We start from the raw sequence: 18,407 nt of genomic DNA, 5'->3' as shown, positions 1-18,407 counted from the left end.
CCGTGAAGGTCGCGGAGGCCCGTGAAGGCCGTGGAGGCCGTGGAGGCCGCGGAGCACGCAGGGTCCGAGGAGCCCACGAAAGCCGAGGAGCCCACGAAAGCCGAAGAGCCCGCGGAGGCCGCGGAGGTGGCGGAGCCCCCAGGGGTGAATGGGGCGTGCGGACGCCGAGGAGCCCGCGGAGGCCGAGCAGCCTGCGGGCTCAGGCGCCCAGCAGGCTTTGGCCGCAGACCCGGACCACGTTGCCGGTGATGGTGGCTGAGCCGGGGGAGGCGAACCACGCGATGGTCTCGGCCACGTCGACCGGCAGGCCGCCCTGGGCCATGCTGTTCATGCGGCGGCCGGCCTCGCGCAGCGTTACCGGCATCTTGGCCGTCATCGCGGTTTCGATGAAGCCGGGGGCCACCGCGTTGATGGTGATGTTCTTGGCTAGCAGCTCGGGCGCGCTGGACTGCACCAAGCCGATCACGCCGGCCTTGCTTGTTGCGTAGTTGGTCTGGCCGCGGTTGCCGGCTATTCCGGCTATCGAGGCCACGCCGACGATCCGGCCGCCGGGGGCGATCAGATCCCGGCTGATCAGCGCCTCGTTGATGCGGCTCGGCGCGACCAGGTTGACCGCCAGCACGGCGTTCCAGGCGGCCTCGTCCATCTTGGCGATCGTCTTGTCGCGGGTGATGCCGGCGTTGTGCACCACGATGTCGATCGGGCGGCTGAGGTGCGACGCCAGCCGGTCGCCGGCGCCTTCTGCGGTCAGGTCTAGTTGCAGGGCCCGGCCGCGTACGTCGTTGGCCACCCCGGCCAGGGCTTCCCCCGCCGCCGGCACGTCCAGGGCGATCACGTCGGCGCCGTCGCGGGCCAGCACCCGGGCGATGGCCGCGCCGATCCCGCGCGCCGCCCCCGTGACCAGGGCCGTCTTTCCCGCGAGGGGTAGCTGCCAGTCGGCCGGTGCGGGTGGGGTGCCAGGTCCGACCGTCACGACCTGGCCCGACACGTACGCGGAACGTCCGCTCAGCAGGAAGCGGAGCGTCGACTCGATCGCGCCCTCGCCGCCGCGGTCCACATGGACCAGTTGCGACGTGATGCCCCGCCCGAACTCCTTGCCGATGCTGCGCGTCAGGCCCTCCAGCGCGCGCTGCGCCGTGGCCTCGTGCGGATCCTCGATCGACGCCGGGGGAGTGCCGAGAACGATGACTCGGCCCGAGCGGCGCACCGACCGGGCGTACGGGTGGAAGAAGCCGTACAGCTCGCCCAGCTCGGCCACGTCGGTGATGCCGCTGGCGTCGAAGATCAGGGCGCCGTGCTTGCCCTCGGCCAAGGGCTCGTCCAGCGCCTCAACACCCGCGCCGGCCAGCACTTTCCGCACCTGGTCGGCGAGCCGGCCGCCGGGGGCCGCGCCGATCAGCACGGGGCCCTCGGTGAGCGGGTCGCCGGGCGTGTACCGCCGCAGCCGGGGCGGATCGGGCAGGCCGAGCCGCTTGATCATGGTCCGGCCGGGACCGGAGTTCGCGAAACTCGCGTACCTGTCGCCCATGGGCCGCAGCCTACTCGGCGCCGGCGTTGGTAGCCTACTCACCAGTAAGTTCCGTCGGAGTGTGGAGGCCGTTATGCGCCGCGTCGCCGTCCTTGGTGGGAACAGGATCCCGTTCGCCAGGTCCAACGGCCGGTACGCCCAGGCATCGAACCAGGACATGCTGACCGCCGCCCTCGACGGCCTCGTCGCGAGATACGGGCTGGCCGGGCGGCGGGTGGGCGAGGTGGCCGCGGGGGCCGTGCTCAAGCACTCGCGCGACTTCAACCTCACGCGCGAGACGGTCCTGGGCTCCCGACTCGACCCGCGCACCCCCGCGTACGACGTACAGCAAGCCTGCGGAACCGGCCTCGAGACGGCGATCCTCGTCGGCAACAAGATCGCCCTGGGGCAGATCGACGTCGGCATCGCCGGCGGCGTGGACACCACGTCGGACGCTCCGCTGCAGCTCAACGACGACATGCGCCGCGCGCTGCTGAATCTCAACCGGGCCCGTACGCTGCCCGAGCGCTTGAAGGCGGCGGCCAAGCTGAACCCGCTGCTCGCCTTCAAGCCAGACATCCCGCGCAACGCCGAGCCGCGCACCGGCCTGTCCATGGGCGAGCACGCCGCCCTGACCGCCCTGCGCTGGAGCATCACCCGGGACGCCCAGGACGAGCTGGCCCTGGCCTCGCACCAGCGGCTCGCGGCCGCCTATGAGCGCGGCTTCTTCGACGATCTGATCACCCCGTACCTGGGACTGACCCGCGACCAGAACCTGCGCGCCGACACCAGCCTGGAGAAGCTGGCCAAGCTGCGTCCGGTCTTCGGGACCACCGACGCCACGATGACCGCCGGCAACTCGTCCCCGCTGACCGACGGCGCTTCGACCGTGCTGCTCTCGTCGGAGGAGTGGGCGGCCGAGCAGGGCCTGACCCCGCAGGCTTTCCTGGTCGACAGCCAGACCGCCGCCGTCGACTACGTGCACGGCGACGAGGGCCTGCTGATGGCCCCCGCCTACGCCGTCCCGCGGCTGCTGGCCCGCAACAACCTCACCCTGCAGGACTTCGACTTCTACGAGATCCACGAGGCCTTCGCGTCGCAGGTGCTGGCGACGCTGGCCGCCTGGGAGTCGCCCGAGTTCTGCAAAGAGAAGCTGGGCCTGGAGGCGCCGCTGGGCGGCATCGACCGGGCCAAGCTCAACGTCAACGGCTCCTCGCTGGCCGCCGGCCACCCGTTCGCGGCCACCGGCGGCCGCATCGTGGCCACCCTGGCCAAGCTGCTGGCCGACAAGGGCTCGGGCCGCGGCCTGATCAGCATCTGCGCCGCCGGCGGGCAGGGCGTGGTGGCGATCCTCGAGCGTTAGGCGGCCTGGGTGGCCAGCTGCGGCTCCGGCTGGGGCTGCAGCGTGGCGGCGAACTCGGCCGGGGGCAGCGGCTTGCCGAACAGGTAACCCTGGCAGGACGGGCAGTCCAGCTCGCGCAGGGCGTGCCAGTCGGCCGGGTCCTCGACGCCCTCGGCGACCACCGACATGTTCAGCGAGCGCGCCAGCCACAGCACGGCCTGGATGATCGAGGCCTTGCGGGGGTCGGCGGACAGGCCGGCCACGAACGAGCGGTCCAGCTTGACCACGTCGGCCGGGACCGACTGCAGCCAGGTCAGGCTGCTGTAGCCGGTGCCGAAGTCGTCCAGGGCGATGCGCACGCCCAGGTTCTTGATGGCCTCCAGGCGCTCGCGGACGTCGACCGAGGAGCCCAGCAGGGCGGTCTCGGTGATCTCGACGACCAGGCGGGACGGGTCGAGCGACGGGTGGGCGGCCAGCAGGTTGGCCAGCGTGGGCACGAAGTCGGGCTCGGCCAGCTGGCGCGGGCTGACGTTGACCGACACGTACTCGAGGTGGTCCGACCACTCGAGCAGGCGGATCACGGCCCGGCGCAGCACGTGCTCGCCCAGCGGGACGATCAGGCCGGTCTCCTCGGCGGCCGGGATGAAGTGGCCCGGGCCGAGGATGTCGCCCTGCGGCGTCCGCATGCGGACCAGGGCCTCGGCGCCGACGACGAGGCCGGTCGCGGCGGACACGATGGGCTGGAACCAGACCGGCAGCGACTCGGTCAGGTCGCCCGACAGGGCCTCGCGCAGGCGGGACTCGGCGGCGATCCGCTCGCGCACCTTGACCCGCATGTCGTCGCTGAAGATCTGCATCCGGTTGCCGCCGCCGCGCTTGGCCGCGTACATGGCGGTGTCGGCGGCCAGCACGGTCTCGTCGGCGTTCTCGGGTCCGCTGCCGGCGGCCAGGCCGAGGCTCAGCGACACCTGCAGGTGGCCGTCGCCGATCTCGAGCGGCTCGGCGAACGCGCTCAGGATGGCGTGCCCGACCCGGGCGCCGGCCCGCGGCGAGCCGGCCAGCGCGACGACGAACTCGTCGCCGCCGAGACGGGCCACCAGAGCGCCGGCCGGAACCGTGGCCTCCAGCCGGACGGCCAGGCCGCGCAGCAGCTCGTCGCCGACCGCGTGCCCGGCGCCGTCGTTGATCGACTTGAACCGGTCGACGTCGATGTAGAGCACGTTGACCGGGAGGTCGCCGGCCAGCAGCCCGGCCAGGTCGGTCTCGAAGGCCGAGCGGGACAGCAGGCCGGTGAGCGCGTCGTGGCGCACCTGCTGCTGCAGTTCCTCCTGGTGGCGGCGGCTCTTGGTGACGTCGAGGCAGTGCACGAAGATCAGGCGGAGCTGGCCCGTGCGGTCGTGCAGGGCGGTGCCGTGCACTTCGACCCAGAGCTGCTCGCCGGTGTCCTTGCGGCGGTACTCGGCCAGGTGGATGGACGAGCCGTTCTGCTCGACGATCTTGTCGAACACGCGCGGGGCGTCCGGGTCGGCCAGCTCGATGGGCAGATCGGTGACCAGGGTGCCGGCGGGCAGCTCCCCGGGCAGGTCGAGCCAGTTCCGGTACGCGGCGTTGACCCGCACGACCCGGCCGTCCGGCGCGAAGATCGCCATCGGCACGGGCGTCTCCTCGAACGCCACGGTCAGCTGGGCCTGGCTCTCGTCCAGGTTCTCCTGGGCGCGCTGCTCCTCAGCCTCGCTCAGGCGCCACTGGACGACCTGGAAAGCGGCCGCGAACAGCACGGCGACACCGTGGATGAGGGCCCAGAACAGCGGGTGGGTCTGCGCGGAGTGGTGCCCGTAGGTCAGCTCGGCGTCGAAGATCCCGAAGACGCCGTGGTGGGCCGTGGTGGCCACCAGGAACACGCCGAACGGCGCCCAGTCCCGGTAGAGGGCGAGCGCGCCGACCGTGATGAAGAAGGTGAAGTGGGCCTCGGTCTGGCCGTGCGTCATCGCCACGAAGGCGGCGCAGGCCATGGTGAACCCGAGCGCCACGAAGATCGAGGGCACCCGCCGGCCGGGCAGCGTGACGGCGGCCACGACGCAGGGCAGGATGAGCAGCAGGAGCCAGGTGGTGAGGTTGCCCCCGCCCAGCTCGTCCTGCAGCGCGCCGTAGACGACCAGGGCGACCATGCTCGCGGCGAGCAGCCGGGTCATCAGGCGGTGCCGCCCGGCCCAGTCCTCGTCCCGCAGCCCGCCACCCGTGGGCAGCCAGCGGTGCAGCGCGTTCCTTCCAGTCACCATGCGCTCAACTTCGGCGGGCCGGGTTGCCGCCTTCAGGGCGACCCGGGAGCGAACCGGTTGCGGAGCCCGAGTGATCGTCGGCACATTCCGATACGGAGACGTTTCGTTTCGCATCTCGGAGGGTCTAGGGTGCCTATCGGATACGGAACAGTTCCGTTTCGAAAATGGGGGAACTCCATGGACGCATCAGCGACCGCTCCCGCCGGGCACCCCCGGCGCTGGGCCATCCTGAGCGTGCTGGTCATCAGCTTGCTGGTGGTCGTGCTCGACAACACCATCCTGAACGTCGCCCTGCGGACGATCGCCGACCCGGTGCACGGGCTCGGCGCCACCCAGAGCGAGCTGGAATGGTCCATCAACTCGTACACCCTGGTCTTCGCCGGCCTGCTGTTCACCGCGGGCATCCTGGCCGACCGCCTCGGCCGCCGGATCACCCTGGTCGTCGGCCTGGCCATCTTCGCGGTGGCCTCGCTGATCTCCAGCTACGCCTCTTCGCCGGGGCAGCTGATCGGCGCCCGCGCGCTGATGGGCCTGGGCGCCGCCGCCGTCATGCCGGCCACGCTCTCGATCATCGCCAACGTCTTCTCGCCGCAGGAGCGCCCGCGCGCCATCGGCATCTGGGCCGGCGCCGTCGGCCTGGCCGTGGCCATCGGCCCGATCCTGGGCGGCCTGCTGCTCGAGCACTTCTGGTGGGGCTCGGTCTTCCTGATCAACGTGCCGGTCGCCGTGGCCGGGGTGATCCTGGTGCTGGCGCTCGTGCCGGAGTCACGCGATCCCAAGCCGGGCCGCATCGACTACCTGGGTGTCGTGCTCTCCATCATCGGCCTCAGCCTTCTGACGTACGGCGTTATTGAAGGTGGCGAAGCCGGTTTCGGAGACCCGCTTTCGTGGGGCACCCTCGCCGGCGCTGTGATCGTGCTGGCCGCGTTCGTCATGTGGCAGCTGCGCATCGAGTTCCCGTCGCTGGACGTGCGGCTGTTCCGCAACCGCCAGTTCTCGGCCTCGACCGGCATGATCGGCCTGGTCTTCTTCGCCGCCATGGGCGCGATGTTCTTCGGCGCGTTCTACCTGCAGCTGGTCCGCGGCTACGGTCCGCTCGCGTCCGGCGCGCTGTTCGTCCCGTTCGCGGTCGGCCAGCTGGTCTTCGCCCCGCGCAGCGCCGCGATGGTCAAGCGCTTCGGCCCCAAGGCGGTCAGCACGGTCGGTCTGCTGCTGGTCGCGGCCGGTCTGGCGGTGTGGCTGTTCATCGGCCAGGACACCCCGATCTGGGTGGTCGGCGCCGCGTTCTTCATCATGGGCACCGGCATGGCCAACGTGATGCCGCCCGCCACCGAATCGATCATGGCAGCGCTGCCGCGCGAGAAGGCCGGCGTCGGCTCGGCCGTCAGCAACACGATCCGCCAGCTCGGCGGCGCGCTCGGCGTGGCGGTGCTCGGGGCCGTGCTCTCCTCGGTCTACCGCGGCAACCTGGGCAACGCCACCGACGGTCTGCCCGCCCAGGCGGCCGACGCGGCCCGCGAGTCGATCTCCGGCGCGTACGGCGTGGCCGAGCAGGCCGGCGCGGCTGCCCCGGCGCTGATCTCGCAGGCCAACGCGGCCTTCCTCGACGCCATGCACTACGCGGCCATCGGCTCGATGGTCTTCGCCCTGCTCGGCGCCCTGGTCGCCGTGTTGTGGCTGCCCGGTAAGCGCCCCGCCTCCGCGCCCAAGCCCACGAACGAAGAGGGCTTGGCCGAGGAGCAGGGCGTCGAACTGGTCGAAGCGTGACCCGTCGGTAACAATGAACGCCATGACCACGGCACCAACGGCCGGCCAGGACCGCAAGGCTCCTGGCCGGCCCCGCAACGCCCTCGCCGACTCCGCGATCCTGCACGCGGTGCTCGACCTGCTCAGCGAGGGCCAGACCGTCGCCGCCATCTCGATCGAGGCGGTGGCCGCCAAGGCCGGGGTCGGCAAGGCGACGATCTACCGCCGCTGGGCCAACAAAGAGGCCCTGATCATCGACGCCGTCGCGGCGCTCAAGGGCCCGGTGCCCGAGCTGGCCGGCGAGTCGGTCCGCGACGACCTGGTCACCCTGATGAAGTCGAATCGCAGCAGCCACCAGCACAACTACGGCAAGGTGACCGCCTGCCTGATGCCCGAGCTGATGCGCGACGACCAGATCATGGCCGGCTACCAGGCGGTCATCGAGCCCCGGCGGGAAGTGATGCGCGGCGTGCTGCGGCGCGGCATCGAGTCCGGTGAGCTGCGGGCCGACCTCGACATCGAGCTCACGCTGCTCATGCTGACCGGCCCCAACATGCTCAACAACCTGTTCCCGCACCAGCCCCGGGTGCCCAAGGAAGGGTTCGCCGAGGCGCTGGTCGACGCGGTGCTGCGCGGAGCGGCCGCCTAGCAACCCGCGCTTCGCGAGGGGCGGGAAGAGCGATACCGGGCGTGGGCCTCTGGGGGGCGCCACGCCCGGCACGCGCCTGCGGGGTCCGCGTCGCTCCCACCCCCGTTGCGGGAACGACCCCCCGTTTCGGATCCGCCGGCACCACTCACTCTGCCGCCGTTGTGGCGTCAGCATGCGGAATCCGAACGAATCCGGATGTGCCCGGTGGCGGACAGCTACTACCGTCGATCCTCCGACGTCTTACGACCCCCGCGGAGCACGCCGTGTCGCAGTTCGCCGTGCTGCCCGACCCCGGGCTGGCGCACACCCTGGACGAGGTCGCCGCGTGCCTGCGCCTGCTCAAGACCTGGGCCGGCAACCCTTCTTACGAGACCATCACGGCCCGCGTGAACACTCGTCGGCCGCCGGGGGAGCAGGTCGGCAAGACCACTGTCGTCGACTGCTTCCGGGCCGGGCGCCGCCGCCTCGACCCCGACCTGGTGGTGGCCGTGGTCGAGGCGCTGCACGCGGACGCCGGCTACACCAACCAGTGGCGGCAGGCGCTGCGTGTGGCCAGCGGCGAGACCCGGGGCGCGGGGTCCCAGGTGCGGGTTCTGGGCAGTCTGCCGGGTTTGCCGGCGGGCTTTGTTTCCCGTACGCCGTCAGTCGGGCCCGCGCCGCTGTCGGTGCTCTCGGGCATGGCCGGCGCCGGCAAGACGACCCTCGCGTTGCAGGCGGCCCACCGGCTCGCGGCGTCGCAGCCGTTCGACCGGGTGCTCGCGGTCAACCTGCGCGGCAGCCACGCCGACCAGCCCCCGGCCGGTCCGGACGCGGTGCTCGACGGCTTTCTGCGCCTGCTCGGGGTGCCCGGCCAGCACCTGCCGCACGGCCTGGCCGCCCAGACCACGGCCTACCGCAACCGCCTCTCCGGAACCCGTGTGCTGGTGCTGCTCGACGACGCGGCGAGCGATTCCCAGGTTCGCCCATTGCTGGCGCCCGGTCCGGGCAGTGTCACCCTGATCACCAGCCGCCGGCGCCTCGACGGGCTCACCGAGGCGGCCCAGGTCGAGGTGGGCGTGTTCCGGCCCGGCGAGGCCCGCGACTTCCTGCTGGCCGCGCTGCCGCCCGGGGCCGACCCCGCGGCGGCCGACCGGATCGCCGCGACCTGCGGATATCTGCCGCTGGCGCTGGCCCGGGTGGTCGCCCACATGCGGGAGAGGCCGGGCTGGACGCTGGCCGACCATGCCGACTGGCTGGCCGAGCGCCGCCGCTCCGGCCGGCTCGACCCCTCCGTACGTCAGGCCCTGGACGTTTCCTACCGCAACCTGCCCGGCCGCGGCCGTGACCTGCTGCGCCTGCTGGCCCACCACCCCGGCCGCAGCTTCGACGCCCCGGCCGCCGAGGCGCTGGCCGGCGCCGCGGCCGGCGAGGCGTTGCGCGACCTGGCCGCCAACCACCTGCTGCTGCCGGCCGGCCCGTCCCGCTGGGCGATGCATGACCTGGTGCGCGTGTACGCGGCGGGCCGCTCGGCCGACGAGGACAGGCGCAGCGACCGCCGGGCCGCGCTGAACCGCCTGTTCGACCACCTGCGGACCACCGGGGCCGACCCGGCCGACCTGGCCGCCGCGGCCGACTACGCCGCGGCCGAGGGCTGGGCGCTGGACAGTCATCGATCCGCTAAGTAGTTTCCAAAACGGAAAGTAACCCGTACGGTGAGCCCCATGACCGATCTGAGCCCGGGGCACGCGGCGGCGGCCCTGGCCGGGGTCGATCAGGCGTCGGCGGCCGTGCGGCAGCACTCCGCTTGGGCGGTGCGGGCCTTTACCGCGTACGCCATCGGGACCTTGATTTTCTTCCCGGCCGGTGGCCTGCTGTCGGCGGTCGTGGTCAACGTGGCGTGGGCGGTGTTCCTGCTGAGCCTGCTCGCGTACGCGCGGCCGCGCCGGGTGGTCGGGCGCGGCTTCCGGCGGCTGTATCTGACGGCGGCCGCCATCTGGACGGTGCTGTGGGTGGGGCTGACCGTGCTGGGGCACGCGGCGTTCCCCGGCAACGTCGCGTACTGGCTGGTGGCGGGCGTTGTCGTCGCCGTTCCGATGGCCGTGGCGGCGGGTCGGGCGCGCTCGTGACCGCGCATCCGCGGCACCGGCTCGACCCGGTCATCCACTCGCCGATCCGCCTGTCCATCGTGGCCTGTCTCGCGGCCGCCGACAAAGCCGAGTTCGCCTTCGTACGGGACACGGTCGAGGTGAGCGACTCGGTGCTCTCCCGTCAGGTGACCCTGCTGACCGAGGCCGGTTACGTGCAGGCGCGCAAGGGCTACGTCGGCAAGCGCCCCCGCACGTGGCTGTCGCTGACGGCGGCCGGCCGCGCTGCGTACGAGGAACATCTGTCCGCCCTGCGAGCGATAGCCGGAACCCCGGCAAGGAGTGAAGCCGATGTCTGAACGTCCGCCCGGCACCTACGGCGTCGACGCGCCCCGTCTGCTGATCGTGCCGGCGCTGCTGGTGGTGGCCGGCGTGGTGCAGGCCGTGCTGACCCGCCAGCCGTGGCCGCTGATCGGCGTGGTCCTGATCGGGGCGTGCTGCGGGCTGGCCTTCTATGCGTCGCGCTACGGCAAGTTCGTGGTGTGGGCGCGCCTGCTGGACGACCTCAAGGGCGACGAGCGGGTGCTCGACATGGGCTGCGGCCGGGGCGCGCTGCTCATTACGGCTGCCCTGCGAGTGCCGCACGGCCAGGCGGTCGGCGTCGACCTGTGGCGGGCCGACCAGTCCGGCAACGGCCCCGACGCCACCATGCGCAACGCCGCCGCGGCCGGGGTGGCCGACCGCGTGGAGGTGCACACGGCGAACATCACGGCGCTGCCCTTCCCGGACGACTCGTTCGACGTGGTCGTGTCCAACCTGGTCATCCACAACCTGAAGTCGTTCGACGACCGCGCCAAGGCTGTGGACGAAGCCGTGCGGGTGCTGCGGCCTGGCGGCCGCCTGCTGCTGGCCGACCTCAACCACACGGACGCCTACCAGCGCCAGCTGAGCGCCCGGGGCCTCTCCGGCGTGACGCGCCGCAGCCTGGGCTGGCGCCAATGGTGGTCGGGCCCTTGGCTTCCCACCCACCTGGTGACCGCCAGCCGACCTGCCGCGCCTACGTCAGACCCGGCCGACGCCGACGACCCGGGCCAGAGCCGCCACAGCCACACGTAGCGGCCTTTGCTGACGCGGACGGCCCGGGTCAGAGCGGCCACATCCGCACGTTGCGGCCCGGCGGGGCCGGGCGGCGTTTCGTGTCTGCGGGCGACGCCGGATGGGCAGTCTGCTCGATCAAACGAAGCCGGGCGCCGTATCGCGTCCGCAGCCGGCCTTCGGTCGGTACAGCGGACCGTCCGGCGCTCCGGTTGGAACGACCGCGTGCGACGCTCATGCCGGCGCTTCGGCAGCGTTGGCGGCGTTGACATGGCCGGGCGTCGTGGAGCCTTTGGAAAGCGCGTTGTCGGAACTCAGCTGCGCGAGGCGCTGAGGTCGGGCACTTCTGTCGCGTTGACTGCTGGGAAGCGCGTCGTCTTCCGTGGCGGTTCGGCCGCGTCGGGCCCAAACAGCCGGTCGCCGGGACGGTTGCGCATGGTGCTCCGGACTGCAATGGGTTCAACAAGCGCTTCGATCCAGACCGGTTCTGAATGTGGCTGGTCTCGCGCGGTGATTCGCCGCTGCGTATTCAACGCGCGCAGACCGCTCGGACTCAGCCCCACCTGCGTGCGACGGCACTGTCGTTGAGTGTCGGTTGGTCTTCGCGCACGTTCGGAATGGCGGCCGCGCTGGTCGGTCGGACCGGGCTTCCGCACCGAGCGGGACTCACAGTCGATTGAGCGGGTAGACCTCGTCCAGCGCGGAAGCGTGCACGACGAGATGGTCGACGGTGTGCTCGGCACGGTGCAGGCCGCCGCCGGGCATCGCACCCCCGGCGGCTGGCCCGTCGGCCGGGGCTTAGCGACCCGCCCAGGGTTGGTCACTGTGGCCCCCAGGGTCCCGCTGGGGCGACCGGGGCGACCGGAGCGACCGGGCCCAAGGGGGACAGCCGCTGGGGCTCGGTCTCGGCGTCGCCGCAGGCCGAAAGGCCGGCCAGTGAGGCCAACGGCCCGGCCGGCGCCATCGGTGCTACCGGCCCGCTGGTGACCGTGCTGGGTTGGCGGGCGTTGCGGCGCGGGCGGGCGAGTCGATCGCGGCCGAAGGCTTACTCGAACCGCCGAGACCGCTGAAGGCGGCCGAGCGCCCTCGAGGTGGACATGAACGGCCTCATGTTGACGTGTTGACTGACGTGTACATGTTGACGTCAATGTTGATTCAGTCAACATGAAGCTGAGCCTTCGGCGTCCTCGGCGAGACTGTGGCCCGCGTCTACACCGTCAAGCTGAGGCTGGGGCGGCGCCGGACCGAGCGGGAGCTGTCACGTGTCCAGCTCGTCCATGTAGGTGGTCATGGTGGAGTGTAGGCGAGTGGCGGCTGAATTAATTAGTTGCAGGTCGGCGGGGGAGTAGTCGGCCAGGGCGGCGGTCAGGCGGTGGGCCAGCGGTTCGAAGAAGGCGGCCGCGGCGGCGTGGATGTCGGATGTGGACCGTAGGGTGACGATTCGGCGGTCGCTGTGTTCGCGGGTGCGGGCGATGTGTCCGGCCTGCTCGAGGCGGTTGAGCAGGATCGAGGTCGCGCCGGTGGTCAGGGCGATCCGCTCGGCCAGGCGGGCCGGCGTCAAGGGGTGGCCGCGTTGTTCCGCGTTGATGATTTCGACTATGGCTGTCGCGTCGGTGGGGTGCATTCGCTGACTCCGCGCGAAAGCGCGGCCCAGGTCGCTCTGTGCTGCGGCCAGGTCGCGCAAGCTTTGGACGACCTGCTGTACCTGGTTGACCTCGGTCACGCGCACTCCTTTCCGCGAGCCCGCCGGCCGCCGCACGTCGTAGCCGGAGGAAATCCGATGCGTACCGCGGCGCCTGCAACGCCATCGGCCAGCGCGAAGCGCCCGACGCTTGGGCCTGCATCAGTGTCGGGTTGCAAGATAGCACTGCCGCGAAGTAGCTTTGCGGCAAAGGTAGTTTGCGAGGCAAAAGGCGGACTCGATGGAGAACGGTCAGGTCACGTCCCGGGACGGCACCCGCATCGGTTTTCAACGCCAAGGGCGTGGGCCGGGCCTGGTTCTGGTGCAGGGCGCGATGGGCACCGCCTATAACTTCAACGACCTCGCGCGGGCGCTCTCGGCTCACTTCACCGTCTACACGCCTGATCGGCGGGGGCGCGGCATGAGCCCCAAGAACTACAGCAGCGAGCACACCATCGCTCGCGACGTGCAAGACCTGGAAGCACTCCTCGCCGAGGCCGGCACGGGTTACGTCTTCGGCCTCAGCTCCGGCGCCGTGATCACCCTCGAGGCGGCCCGGACGCTGCCCCGGATCACCCGGGCCGCGGTCTACGAGCCGCCCTTCTACCCCCGCGGGATCTCGCACGACGGCATCCGGCGGCTCAACACCGACATCGAGAACGGACGCCTGGCCGCCGCGCTCGCCGGATCGCTGCGCACCTCCGGAACCGCCCCGGCCCTGTTGCAAGGGCTGCCGAAGTTTGCCGCGCGCCTGCTGGCTGGGGCTGTGCTGGCGATCGACGGCCGCAAGCCGGGACCGGCCCCGAAGCTTCGCGACATGCTCCCGGGCATCCGCTACGACTTCAACGTCGTCGGCGGCATGGACGGCAAGATGGCCACTTTCCGTTCGGTCGACAAGCCGATGCTGCTGCTCAGCGGCACGCGAAGCCCGGCCTTCCTGCGGCAGAGCATCCGGGAGCTCGCCGGCGTGCTGCCGCAGGCCACACACATCGAGTTCGACGGGCTCGACCACGGCGGCTCCTGGAACAACGGCCGGCCGGAAGTGGTCGCGGCCGCGCTACGGAAGTTCTTCGTCGAAGGTGAGCAGCGGGTCGGCCAGCAGGGTGGCGAAGCCCAGGTCGGCCGCGCCTAGCAGGGTGGCGTCGCCGGCCAGGGCGGACAGGCGCAGGGCGGCCCGTTCGCGCGAGACGGGCATGGCGTGGCGGGCGATGCGGGCGGCCACCTGCGGGGCGGCGGCCTCGTAGACGTCGCGGAGCATGCCGCCGAAGATGACCACGCCGGGGTTGAACAGGTTGATCAGGTTGGCCACGCCGATGCCCAGCCAGTCGCCGATCTCGGCTATCGCGGTGGCCGCGGCTTGATCGCCGGCTCGGGCGTCGCGGGCCACCGCGCGGACGGCGGCGGCGCCGGACGGGCCGGGGGTGCGGCCGGCCGCGGCCAGCAGGGCGTACTCGCCGGTCTCGGCCTCCAAGCAACCCTGGGAGCCGCACAGGCAGGCGCGGCCGTCGACCGGGTTGACCAGCATGTGGCCGACCTCGGCGCCGTAGCCGGCGTCGCCGCCCAGCAGTTTGCCGCCGACCAGGATGCCGCCGCCCACCCCCACGTCGCCGTGCAGGTAGATCAGGTCGGGGATGCCCACGCCGGCGCCGCGCTCGAACTCGGCCATCGCGCCGAGATGGGCCTCGTTGCCGACGGCGACCGGGTGCCCCAGGTCCAGGGCCTTGGCCAGTTCGGTGCCGAAGGCCTGGTCGACCCAGCCCATCTCGGGGCCGTAGCGGACCATGCCGTCGCCGGGGCGGATCATGCCGCAGTAGGAGGCGCCGATGCCCGCGCACACCGAGGACTCCGGAGCGGCGTCGACCAGAGACCGGCCCAGCGACACCAGCTTCCGGACGACCGTGTCCAGGTCGACGCCGATCCGGCTGCGCGGGGCGGAACGCCGGTCGAGCACCTGCCCGCCCAGTCCGACGCGGGCGGCCGTGAGCCTATCGACCGCCACGTCGAAGGCCAGCACGTAGAAACGGGAATTCGGGCGCACCACGAGCGACGGGCGCCCGGCTCCAGTCGTACCGGAAGGGTGTTCCTCACTGACCAGACCGGCCGCCACCAGCTCGGCGGTGAGCGCCAGGATCGTGCTGCGGTTGACGCCCATCCGCTCGGCCAGGGCAGCGCGCGACAACGGCCCGCTCACATGCACGTGATGGAGCAGGGTCCCGAGGCTCGGCCGGTGTCTGTGCATCCCACCGACATCAAAGCCGCCCGGCGTGCGGTTGCCAAGAGCGGGGAGTGGGAACAGAAAGTTCATGACTGATCACGGCATCGTCGGCGTGGATGTTGCCCTGCGCCGGCAGGTGGACGCCCTGACCCTCCGATTCCCCGACGTCGACCGGGGCGAGCTGGAGCAGCTCGTCCGGGACACGTACGACCGGCTCAAGGACGAAGCCGCCGTCGAGAGTCACCTGGTCTCGATGACCGAAGGCCAGGTGACCGACGAACTGCGGCTTCGCGGTGAGACGGTGCACGTGCGCAGCGAGGACGCTGCGGAGTAATCGCTCAGGGCTGCACGGGTGCGGCCCGCCAGATGCGGTCGAGGTAGTCGGCGACCGTACGGTCCGACGAGAAGAACCCGCTGTGGGCCGCGTTCAGGATCGACATGCGCGTCCACCGCTCCTGGTCCTTCCAGGCCGCCGACACCTCGTCCTGCCGGTCGACGTACGACCGGTAGTCGGCCAGCGTCAGGTATTCGTCCCGGTCGAGCAGCGACTGGGCCACCTCCTGGCCGACCCCGCCGAACGCGCCGCTCAGGATGGCGTCCACGGCCGACCGGAGCTCCGGGTCCGACTCGTAGTAAGACCGCGGCTGGTACGAGGAACCGCGCAGCGCCGCCGCGTCGGGAGCGTCCAGGCCGAACAGGAAGAAGTTGTCGGCCCCGACCCGATCGCGGATCTCGACGTTGGCGCCGTCGAGCGTGCCGATCGTGACGGCTCCGTTCAGCGCGAGCTTCATGTTGCCCGTACCGGAAGCTTCTTTGCCGGCCATCGAGATCTGCTCGCTGAGGTCGGCGGCCGGAATGATCTTCTCGGCCAGCGTGACGTTGTAGTTGGCCGGGAACACCACGCGCAGCAGCCCCGAGGCGACCGGATCGGCCGCGATCGTCGCCGACACCGCGTTGATCAGGCGGATGATGGACTTGGCCGCCGTGTAGGCCGGCGCCGCCTTGCCGCCGAACAACACCGTACGCGGAACGCCGAACCGGCCCGGGTCGCTCTTGAGCCGGTGGTAGAGCGTGATGATGTGCAGCAGCTTCAACTGCTGCCGCTTGTACTCGTGAAAGCGCTTGATCATGACGTCGAGCAGCGCCCCGGGGTCGCCCAGGCCGAGCGCCGCCTTGGCCCGCCGCTTCTCGGACCGCCACTGCGAGCGGAACGAGGCGTCCTCGGCCAGCGGCACCAGACCCTCGAGCAGCGACAAGTCGCGCAGCCAGTCGTCCGAGCCCAGGCCCGAGCTGATCAGCGTGGACAGCCCCGGGTTGGCCAGCTTGACGAACCGGCGCGGCGAGACGCCGTTGGTGACGTTCGTGAAGCGGTCCGGCCACAGCGTCGCGAAGTCGTGGAACGTCGTCGAGGTCAGCAGCTCGGAGTGCAGCTCGGCGACCCCGTTCACGGCGAACGTGCCGGTGACGGCCAGGTTGGCCATGCGGACGCGGCGCTCCGGCTCCTCCTGGATGAGCGACATCCGCCGTACGCGATCGATGTCGTCGGGAAAGCGCGACCGGACCTCGCCCAGCAGGCCCTCGTTGATCTGGTAGATGATCTCGAGGTGCCGGGGGAGGAGGCGGCCCAGCATGTCCACCGGCCACGTCTCCAGCGCCTCGGGCAGCAGGGTGTGACACGTGTACGCGAACGTCTGCCGCACGATCGACCAGGCCTGATCCCAGTCCAGCTTCTCCTCGTCGACCAGCAGGCGCATCAGCTCCGGGATGGCCAGCGTCGGGTGCGTGTCGTTGAGCTGGATCACCGTCTTGCCGGCGAAGCCGTCCCAGCCCTCGTTGCGGAACCGGAACCGCCGGATGATGTCCCGCAGCGAACACGACACCAGGAAGTACTGCTGCTTGAGGCGCAGCTCGCGGCCCGACTCGGTGCTGTCGTCCGGGTAGAGCACCTTGCTGATGTTCTCGGCCCGCACCGCCTGCTCGACGGCCTCGGCGTACTGGCCGGCCGAGAACCGGCGCAGGTCGAACGAGGACTCGGTGGCCCGGGCGCGCCACAGCCGGACGATATTGACGGTCTCCGTGCCGTAGCCGGGCACCAGCAGAACGCTCGGCTCGCCGTCGATGACCTCGCCCGGCACCCAGCCGTCCGGGCCCACATAGCCGTAGAAGCCGATCCGGTGCCGGTCGTCCGGGGCCGGGAACTCCCACGGGTCGCCCTGGAAGGCCCAGTCGTCCGGCGTCTCGACCTGCTCGCCGTTCACGAACTGCTGCTTGAAGATGCCCAGGTCGTACCGGATGCCGTAGCCCACGGCCGGAATGTCCATGGTGGCCAGCGAATCGAGCAGGCAGGCGGCCAGACGACCGAGACCGCCGTTGCCCAGGCCCGGCTCGACGTCCAGGGCCGCCACCTCGGCCGGGTCGAAGCCGAGCGACTTGAGGGCGGCCGGGGCCAGCTCGGTGGTGCCGCTGTACAGCAGGTTCTGCTCCAGCTGCGGGCCGAGCAGATACTCGGCCGACAGGTAGTAGACCCAGCGCGGGTTGCTCTCGTAGTGGGCCGCGGCGGTCCGGGCCCGGCGCGCGGCCAGCCGGTCACGCACGGTCAGGGCAAGAGTCTCGTAGGCGTCCTGCGCGCTGGCCGACTCCACCGTCGTGCCGCGGCGGTAGTAAAGGTTGCTCAGCAGGTCCTGCTCGAACTCGGCGGGGGTGCTCCCGAGCGGCCGCAGCCCGTTACGAAGGTCCATGCGCGCAGCTTGCAGCACAGAAGTGTCCAGGAACAGTCATGTGCGCTACTTCTCAACAAAGTAACGACCGGCGCAGCGAATCAACCAAGCCGAAAGTGTGTCGTAGCGGGGCGGGTCGTAGATAGTGGGCGAAGATCAAAGGCATCAAGGTCAAGATCTTGATGTCGTAGCTGGGTGGGGGGTTACAGACCGTCGCTCCCGCCGAGGGCCGCGGCGGGGTGAGCTGGCCGCTGGCGCGTCCAAACCACTCACCCCACCACGGCGACGTGCGTAAGTGGTTGCGCCCAAAAGCCAAGCGCAACGCCAATCCCCAAACTCCCGCCGCCCCTCCAAGCACCGAGGGTAGTGTCGCTCTGGCCACACGCCCGACCGGCGCGAGGCGCGGCAGCCTGCGCGTGGCGAGGTGGCGTGTGGCGTGTCCGGCGGGCCCTTTGGGCACCGCGCACAGTCCCGCTCCGACCGCACGCCCGACCGGCGCGAGGCGCGGCAGCCTGCGCGTGGCGAGGTGGCGTGCGGTGTGTCCGGCGGGCCGTTGGGGCACCGCGCACAGTCCCGCTCCGACCGCACGCCCGACCGGCGCGAGGCGCGGCTGGTGCGCGTGGCGAGGTGGCCTGTGGCGTGTCCGGCGACCCTCGGCGCACCGAGCAGTCCCGTTCCGACCACGCGCCCGACCGGCGCGAGGCGCGGCTGGTGCGCGTGGCGAGGTGGCGTGTGGCGTCTCCGGCGACCCTCGGCGCACCGAGCAGTCCCGCTCCGACCACACGCCCGACCGAACCGACGCTCGGATGGCTACGCGCGGCGAGCTGGCACCCGGCGTATCCCGCGGCCCCTCCGGGCACCGCGCACAGTCCCCTCCGACCGCACGCCCGACCGAACCGATGCGCGGCTGGCTGCGCGTGGCGAGTTGGCGCCCGGCGTATTCACCCGTTCGAGGTACGCGCCGGCACCGAGGTGGTGCCCGGAAAATCCGGGTCGGCCACGGCGGCGGGCTCGGCCACGGCAGCGGCTGCGGCCACGGCGGTGGTGAGGCCGCTGGCGGCGGGGGAGGCCGCGGTGGTGGGTGCGGCCATGGAGGTGGTGCGGCTACGGCGG

General features: G+C 71.4%; 15 protein-coding genes. 9 read left to right on the top strand and 6 right to left on the bottom strand.

Annotation, left to right across the window (positions count from 1 at the left end; genetic code table 11):
• Nucleotides 1-199 precede the first annotated feature (199 nt).
• Nucleotides 200-1,528: a 3-oxoacyl-ACP reductase gene (locus tag OWR29_RS23425; RefSeq protein WP_267565322.1), complete on the bottom strand. Its 1,329-nt coding sequence runs from the start codon at nt 1,526-1,528 to the stop codon at nt 200-202.
• Between the two features lie 73 nt (nt 1,529-1,601).
• Between OWR29_RS23425 and OWR29_RS23420 the strand changes: the two genes are divergently transcribed.
• Entirely contained in the window at nt 1,602-2,870 is a 1,269-nt protein-coding gene (locus tag OWR29_RS23420; RefSeq protein WP_267565321.1) for an acetyl-CoA C-acetyltransferase, read from the top strand.
• On the opposite strand, the gene OWR29_RS23415 is transcribed toward OWR29_RS23420, so the two are convergent.
• Nucleotides 2,867-5,128, bottom strand: a complete 2,262-nt coding sequence (locus OWR29_RS23415; protein WP_267565319.1) for a putative bifunctional diguanylate cyclase/phosphodiesterase — start codon at nt 5,126-5,128, stop codon at nt 2,867-2,869. The genes OWR29_RS23420 and OWR29_RS23415 overlap by 4 nt on opposite strands.
• 177 nt (nt 5,129-5,305) lie before the next feature.
• Between OWR29_RS23415 and OWR29_RS23410 the strand changes: the two genes are divergently transcribed.
• From OWR29_RS23410 to OWR29_RS23385, 6 genes are all read left to right on the top strand, one after another.
• Nucleotides 5,306-6,895: an MFS transporter gene (locus tag OWR29_RS23410; RefSeq protein ID WP_267565318.1), complete on the top strand. Its 1,590-nt coding sequence runs from the start codon at nt 5,306-5,308 to the stop codon at nt 6,893-6,895.
• 22 nt (nt 6,896-6,917) lie between these two features.
• Nucleotides 6,918-7,523, top strand: a complete 606-nt coding sequence (locus tag OWR29_RS23405) for a TetR/AcrR family transcriptional regulator (RefSeq protein ID WP_267565316.1) — start codon at nt 6,918-6,920, stop codon at nt 7,521-7,523.
• Nucleotides 7,524-7,786: 263 nt separating this feature from the next.
• Complete coding sequence (locus OWR29_RS23400; RefSeq protein ID WP_267565314.1) at nt 7,787-9,187, top strand: tetratricopeptide repeat-containing protein; 1,401 nt, start codon at nt 7,787-7,789, stop codon at nt 9,185-9,187.
• Nucleotides 9,188-9,223: 36 nt separating this feature from the next.
• Nucleotides 9,224-9,628: a hypothetical protein gene (locus OWR29_RS23395; RefSeq protein WP_267565313.1), complete on the top strand. Its 405-nt coding sequence runs from the start codon at nt 9,224-9,226 to the stop codon at nt 9,626-9,628.
• The gene (locus OWR29_RS23390; protein ID WP_267565311.1) at nt 9,625-9,945 is read left to right on the top strand and encodes a winged helix-turn-helix domain-containing protein; all 321 of its coding nucleotides are present in this window, start codon (nt 9,625-9,627) and stop codon (nt 9,943-9,945) included. The genes OWR29_RS23395 and OWR29_RS23390 overlap by 4 nt, the downstream gene beginning before the upstream one ends.
• Nucleotides 9,938-10,702 carry a class I SAM-dependent methyltransferase gene (locus tag OWR29_RS23385; RefSeq protein ID WP_267565310.1) on the top strand — a complete coding sequence of 255 codons (765 nt, stop codon included), beginning with the start codon at nt 9,938-9,940 and terminating at the stop codon, nt 10,700-10,702. The genes OWR29_RS23390 and OWR29_RS23385 overlap by 8 nt, the downstream gene beginning before the upstream one ends.
• 1,237 nt (nt 10,703-11,939) lie before the next feature.
• Here the strand turns inward: OWR29_RS23385 and OWR29_RS23380 are convergent.
• On the bottom strand, nt 11,940-12,404 hold the full coding sequence (locus tag OWR29_RS23380) for a MarR family winged helix-turn-helix transcriptional regulator (RefSeq protein ID WP_267565308.1): 465 nt from the start codon (nt 12,402-12,404) through the stop codon (nt 11,940-11,942).
• 199 nt (nt 12,405-12,603) lie between these two features.
• Between OWR29_RS23380 and OWR29_RS23375 the strand changes: the two genes are divergently transcribed.
• The gene (locus tag OWR29_RS23375) at nt 12,604-13,494 is read left to right on the top strand and encodes an alpha/beta fold hydrolase (protein WP_267565307.1); all 891 of its coding nucleotides are present in this window, start codon (nt 12,604-12,606) and stop codon (nt 13,492-13,494) included.
• Here OWR29_RS23375 and OWR29_RS23370 read toward each other — a convergent pair.
• Nucleotides 13,420-14,601 (bottom strand): ROK family transcriptional regulator, encoded by a 1,182-nt coding sequence (locus tag OWR29_RS23370; RefSeq protein WP_267565306.1) that lies wholly within the window; start codon nt 14,599-14,601, stop codon nt 13,420-13,422. The genes OWR29_RS23375 and OWR29_RS23370 overlap by 75 nt on opposite strands.
• Nucleotides 14,602-14,665: 64 nt before the next feature.
• Here OWR29_RS23370 and OWR29_RS23365 point away from each other — a divergent pair, with 64 nt between their 5' ends.
• Nucleotides 14,666-14,911 carry a three-helix bundle dimerization domain-containing protein gene (locus tag OWR29_RS23365; protein ID WP_267565305.1) on the top strand — a complete coding sequence of 82 codons (246 nt, stop codon included), beginning with the start codon at nt 14,666-14,668 and terminating at the stop codon, nt 14,909-14,911.
• A 4-nt stretch (nt 14,912-14,915) separates the two neighbouring features.
• Here the strand turns inward: OWR29_RS23365 and OWR29_RS23360 are convergent, their stop codons facing one another.
• A complete protein-coding gene (locus OWR29_RS23360) occupies nt 14,916-17,315 on the bottom strand; it encodes a glycogen/starch/alpha-glucan phosphorylase (RefSeq protein WP_267565304.1) in 2,400 nt (799 codons plus the stop codon).
• A gap of 920 nt (nt 17,316-18,235) precedes the next feature.
• Nucleotides 18,236-18,385 carry a hypothetical protein gene (locus OWR29_RS23355; RefSeq protein WP_267565303.1) on the bottom strand — a complete coding sequence of 50 codons (150 nt, stop codon included), beginning with the start codon at nt 18,383-18,385 and terminating at the stop codon, nt 18,236-18,238.
• Nucleotides 18,386-18,407: the final 22 nt, after the last annotated feature.

Origin of the sequence: Paractinoplanes pyxinae (assembly GCF_026626335.1) — a bacterium.
In the GTDB taxonomy this organism is placed as follows: domain Bacteria; phylum Actinomycetota; class Actinomycetes; order Mycobacteriales; family Micromonosporaceae; genus Actinoplanes; species Actinoplanes pyxinae.
This window is presented reverse-complemented; position numbering and strand designations above follow the sequence as displayed.

Coding starts and splice junctions, on each gene's coding strand:
- OWR29_RS23425 (WP_267565322.1), bottom strand. CDS start 1,528: ATGGGCGACAGGTACGCGAGTTTCGCGAACTCCGGTCCCGGCCGGACC.
- OWR29_RS23415 (WP_267565319.1), bottom strand. CDS start 5,128: ATGGTGACTGGAAGGAACGCGCTGCACCGCTGGCTGCCCACGGGTGGC.
- OWR29_RS23395 (WP_267565313.1), top strand. CDS start 9,224: ATGACCGATCTGAGCCCGGGGCACGCGGCGGCGGCCCTGGCCGGGGTC.
- OWR29_RS23410 (WP_267565318.1), top strand. CDS start 5,306: ATGGACGCATCAGCGACCGCTCCCGCCGGGCACCCCCGGCGCTGGGCC.
- OWR29_RS23360 (WP_267565304.1), bottom strand. CDS start 17,315: ATGGACCTTCGTAACGGGCTGCGGCCGCTCGGGAGCACCCCCGCCGAG.
- OWR29_RS23370 (WP_267565306.1), bottom strand. CDS start 14,601: ATGCACAGACACCGGCCGAGCCTCGGGACCCTGCTCCATCACGTGCAT.
- OWR29_RS23355 (WP_267565303.1), bottom strand. CDS start 18,385: ATGGCCGCACCCACCACCGCGGCCTCCCCCGCCGCCAGCGGCCTCACC.
- OWR29_RS23405 (WP_267565316.1), top strand. CDS start 6,918: ATGACCACGGCACCAACGGCCGGCCAGGACCGCAAGGCTCCTGGCCGG.
- OWR29_RS23375 (WP_267565307.1), top strand. CDS start 12,604: ATGGAGAACGGTCAGGTCACGTCCCGGGACGGCACCCGCATCGGTTTT.
- OWR29_RS23365 (WP_267565305.1), top strand. CDS start 14,666: ATGACTGATCACGGCATCGTCGGCGTGGATGTTGCCCTGCGCCGGCAG.
- OWR29_RS23420 (WP_267565321.1), top strand. CDS start 1,602: ATGCGCCGCGTCGCCGTCCTTGGTGGGAACAGGATCCCGTTCGCCAGG.
- OWR29_RS23385 (WP_267565310.1), top strand. CDS start 9,938: ATGTCTGAACGTCCGCCCGGCACCTACGGCGTCGACGCGCCCCGTCTG.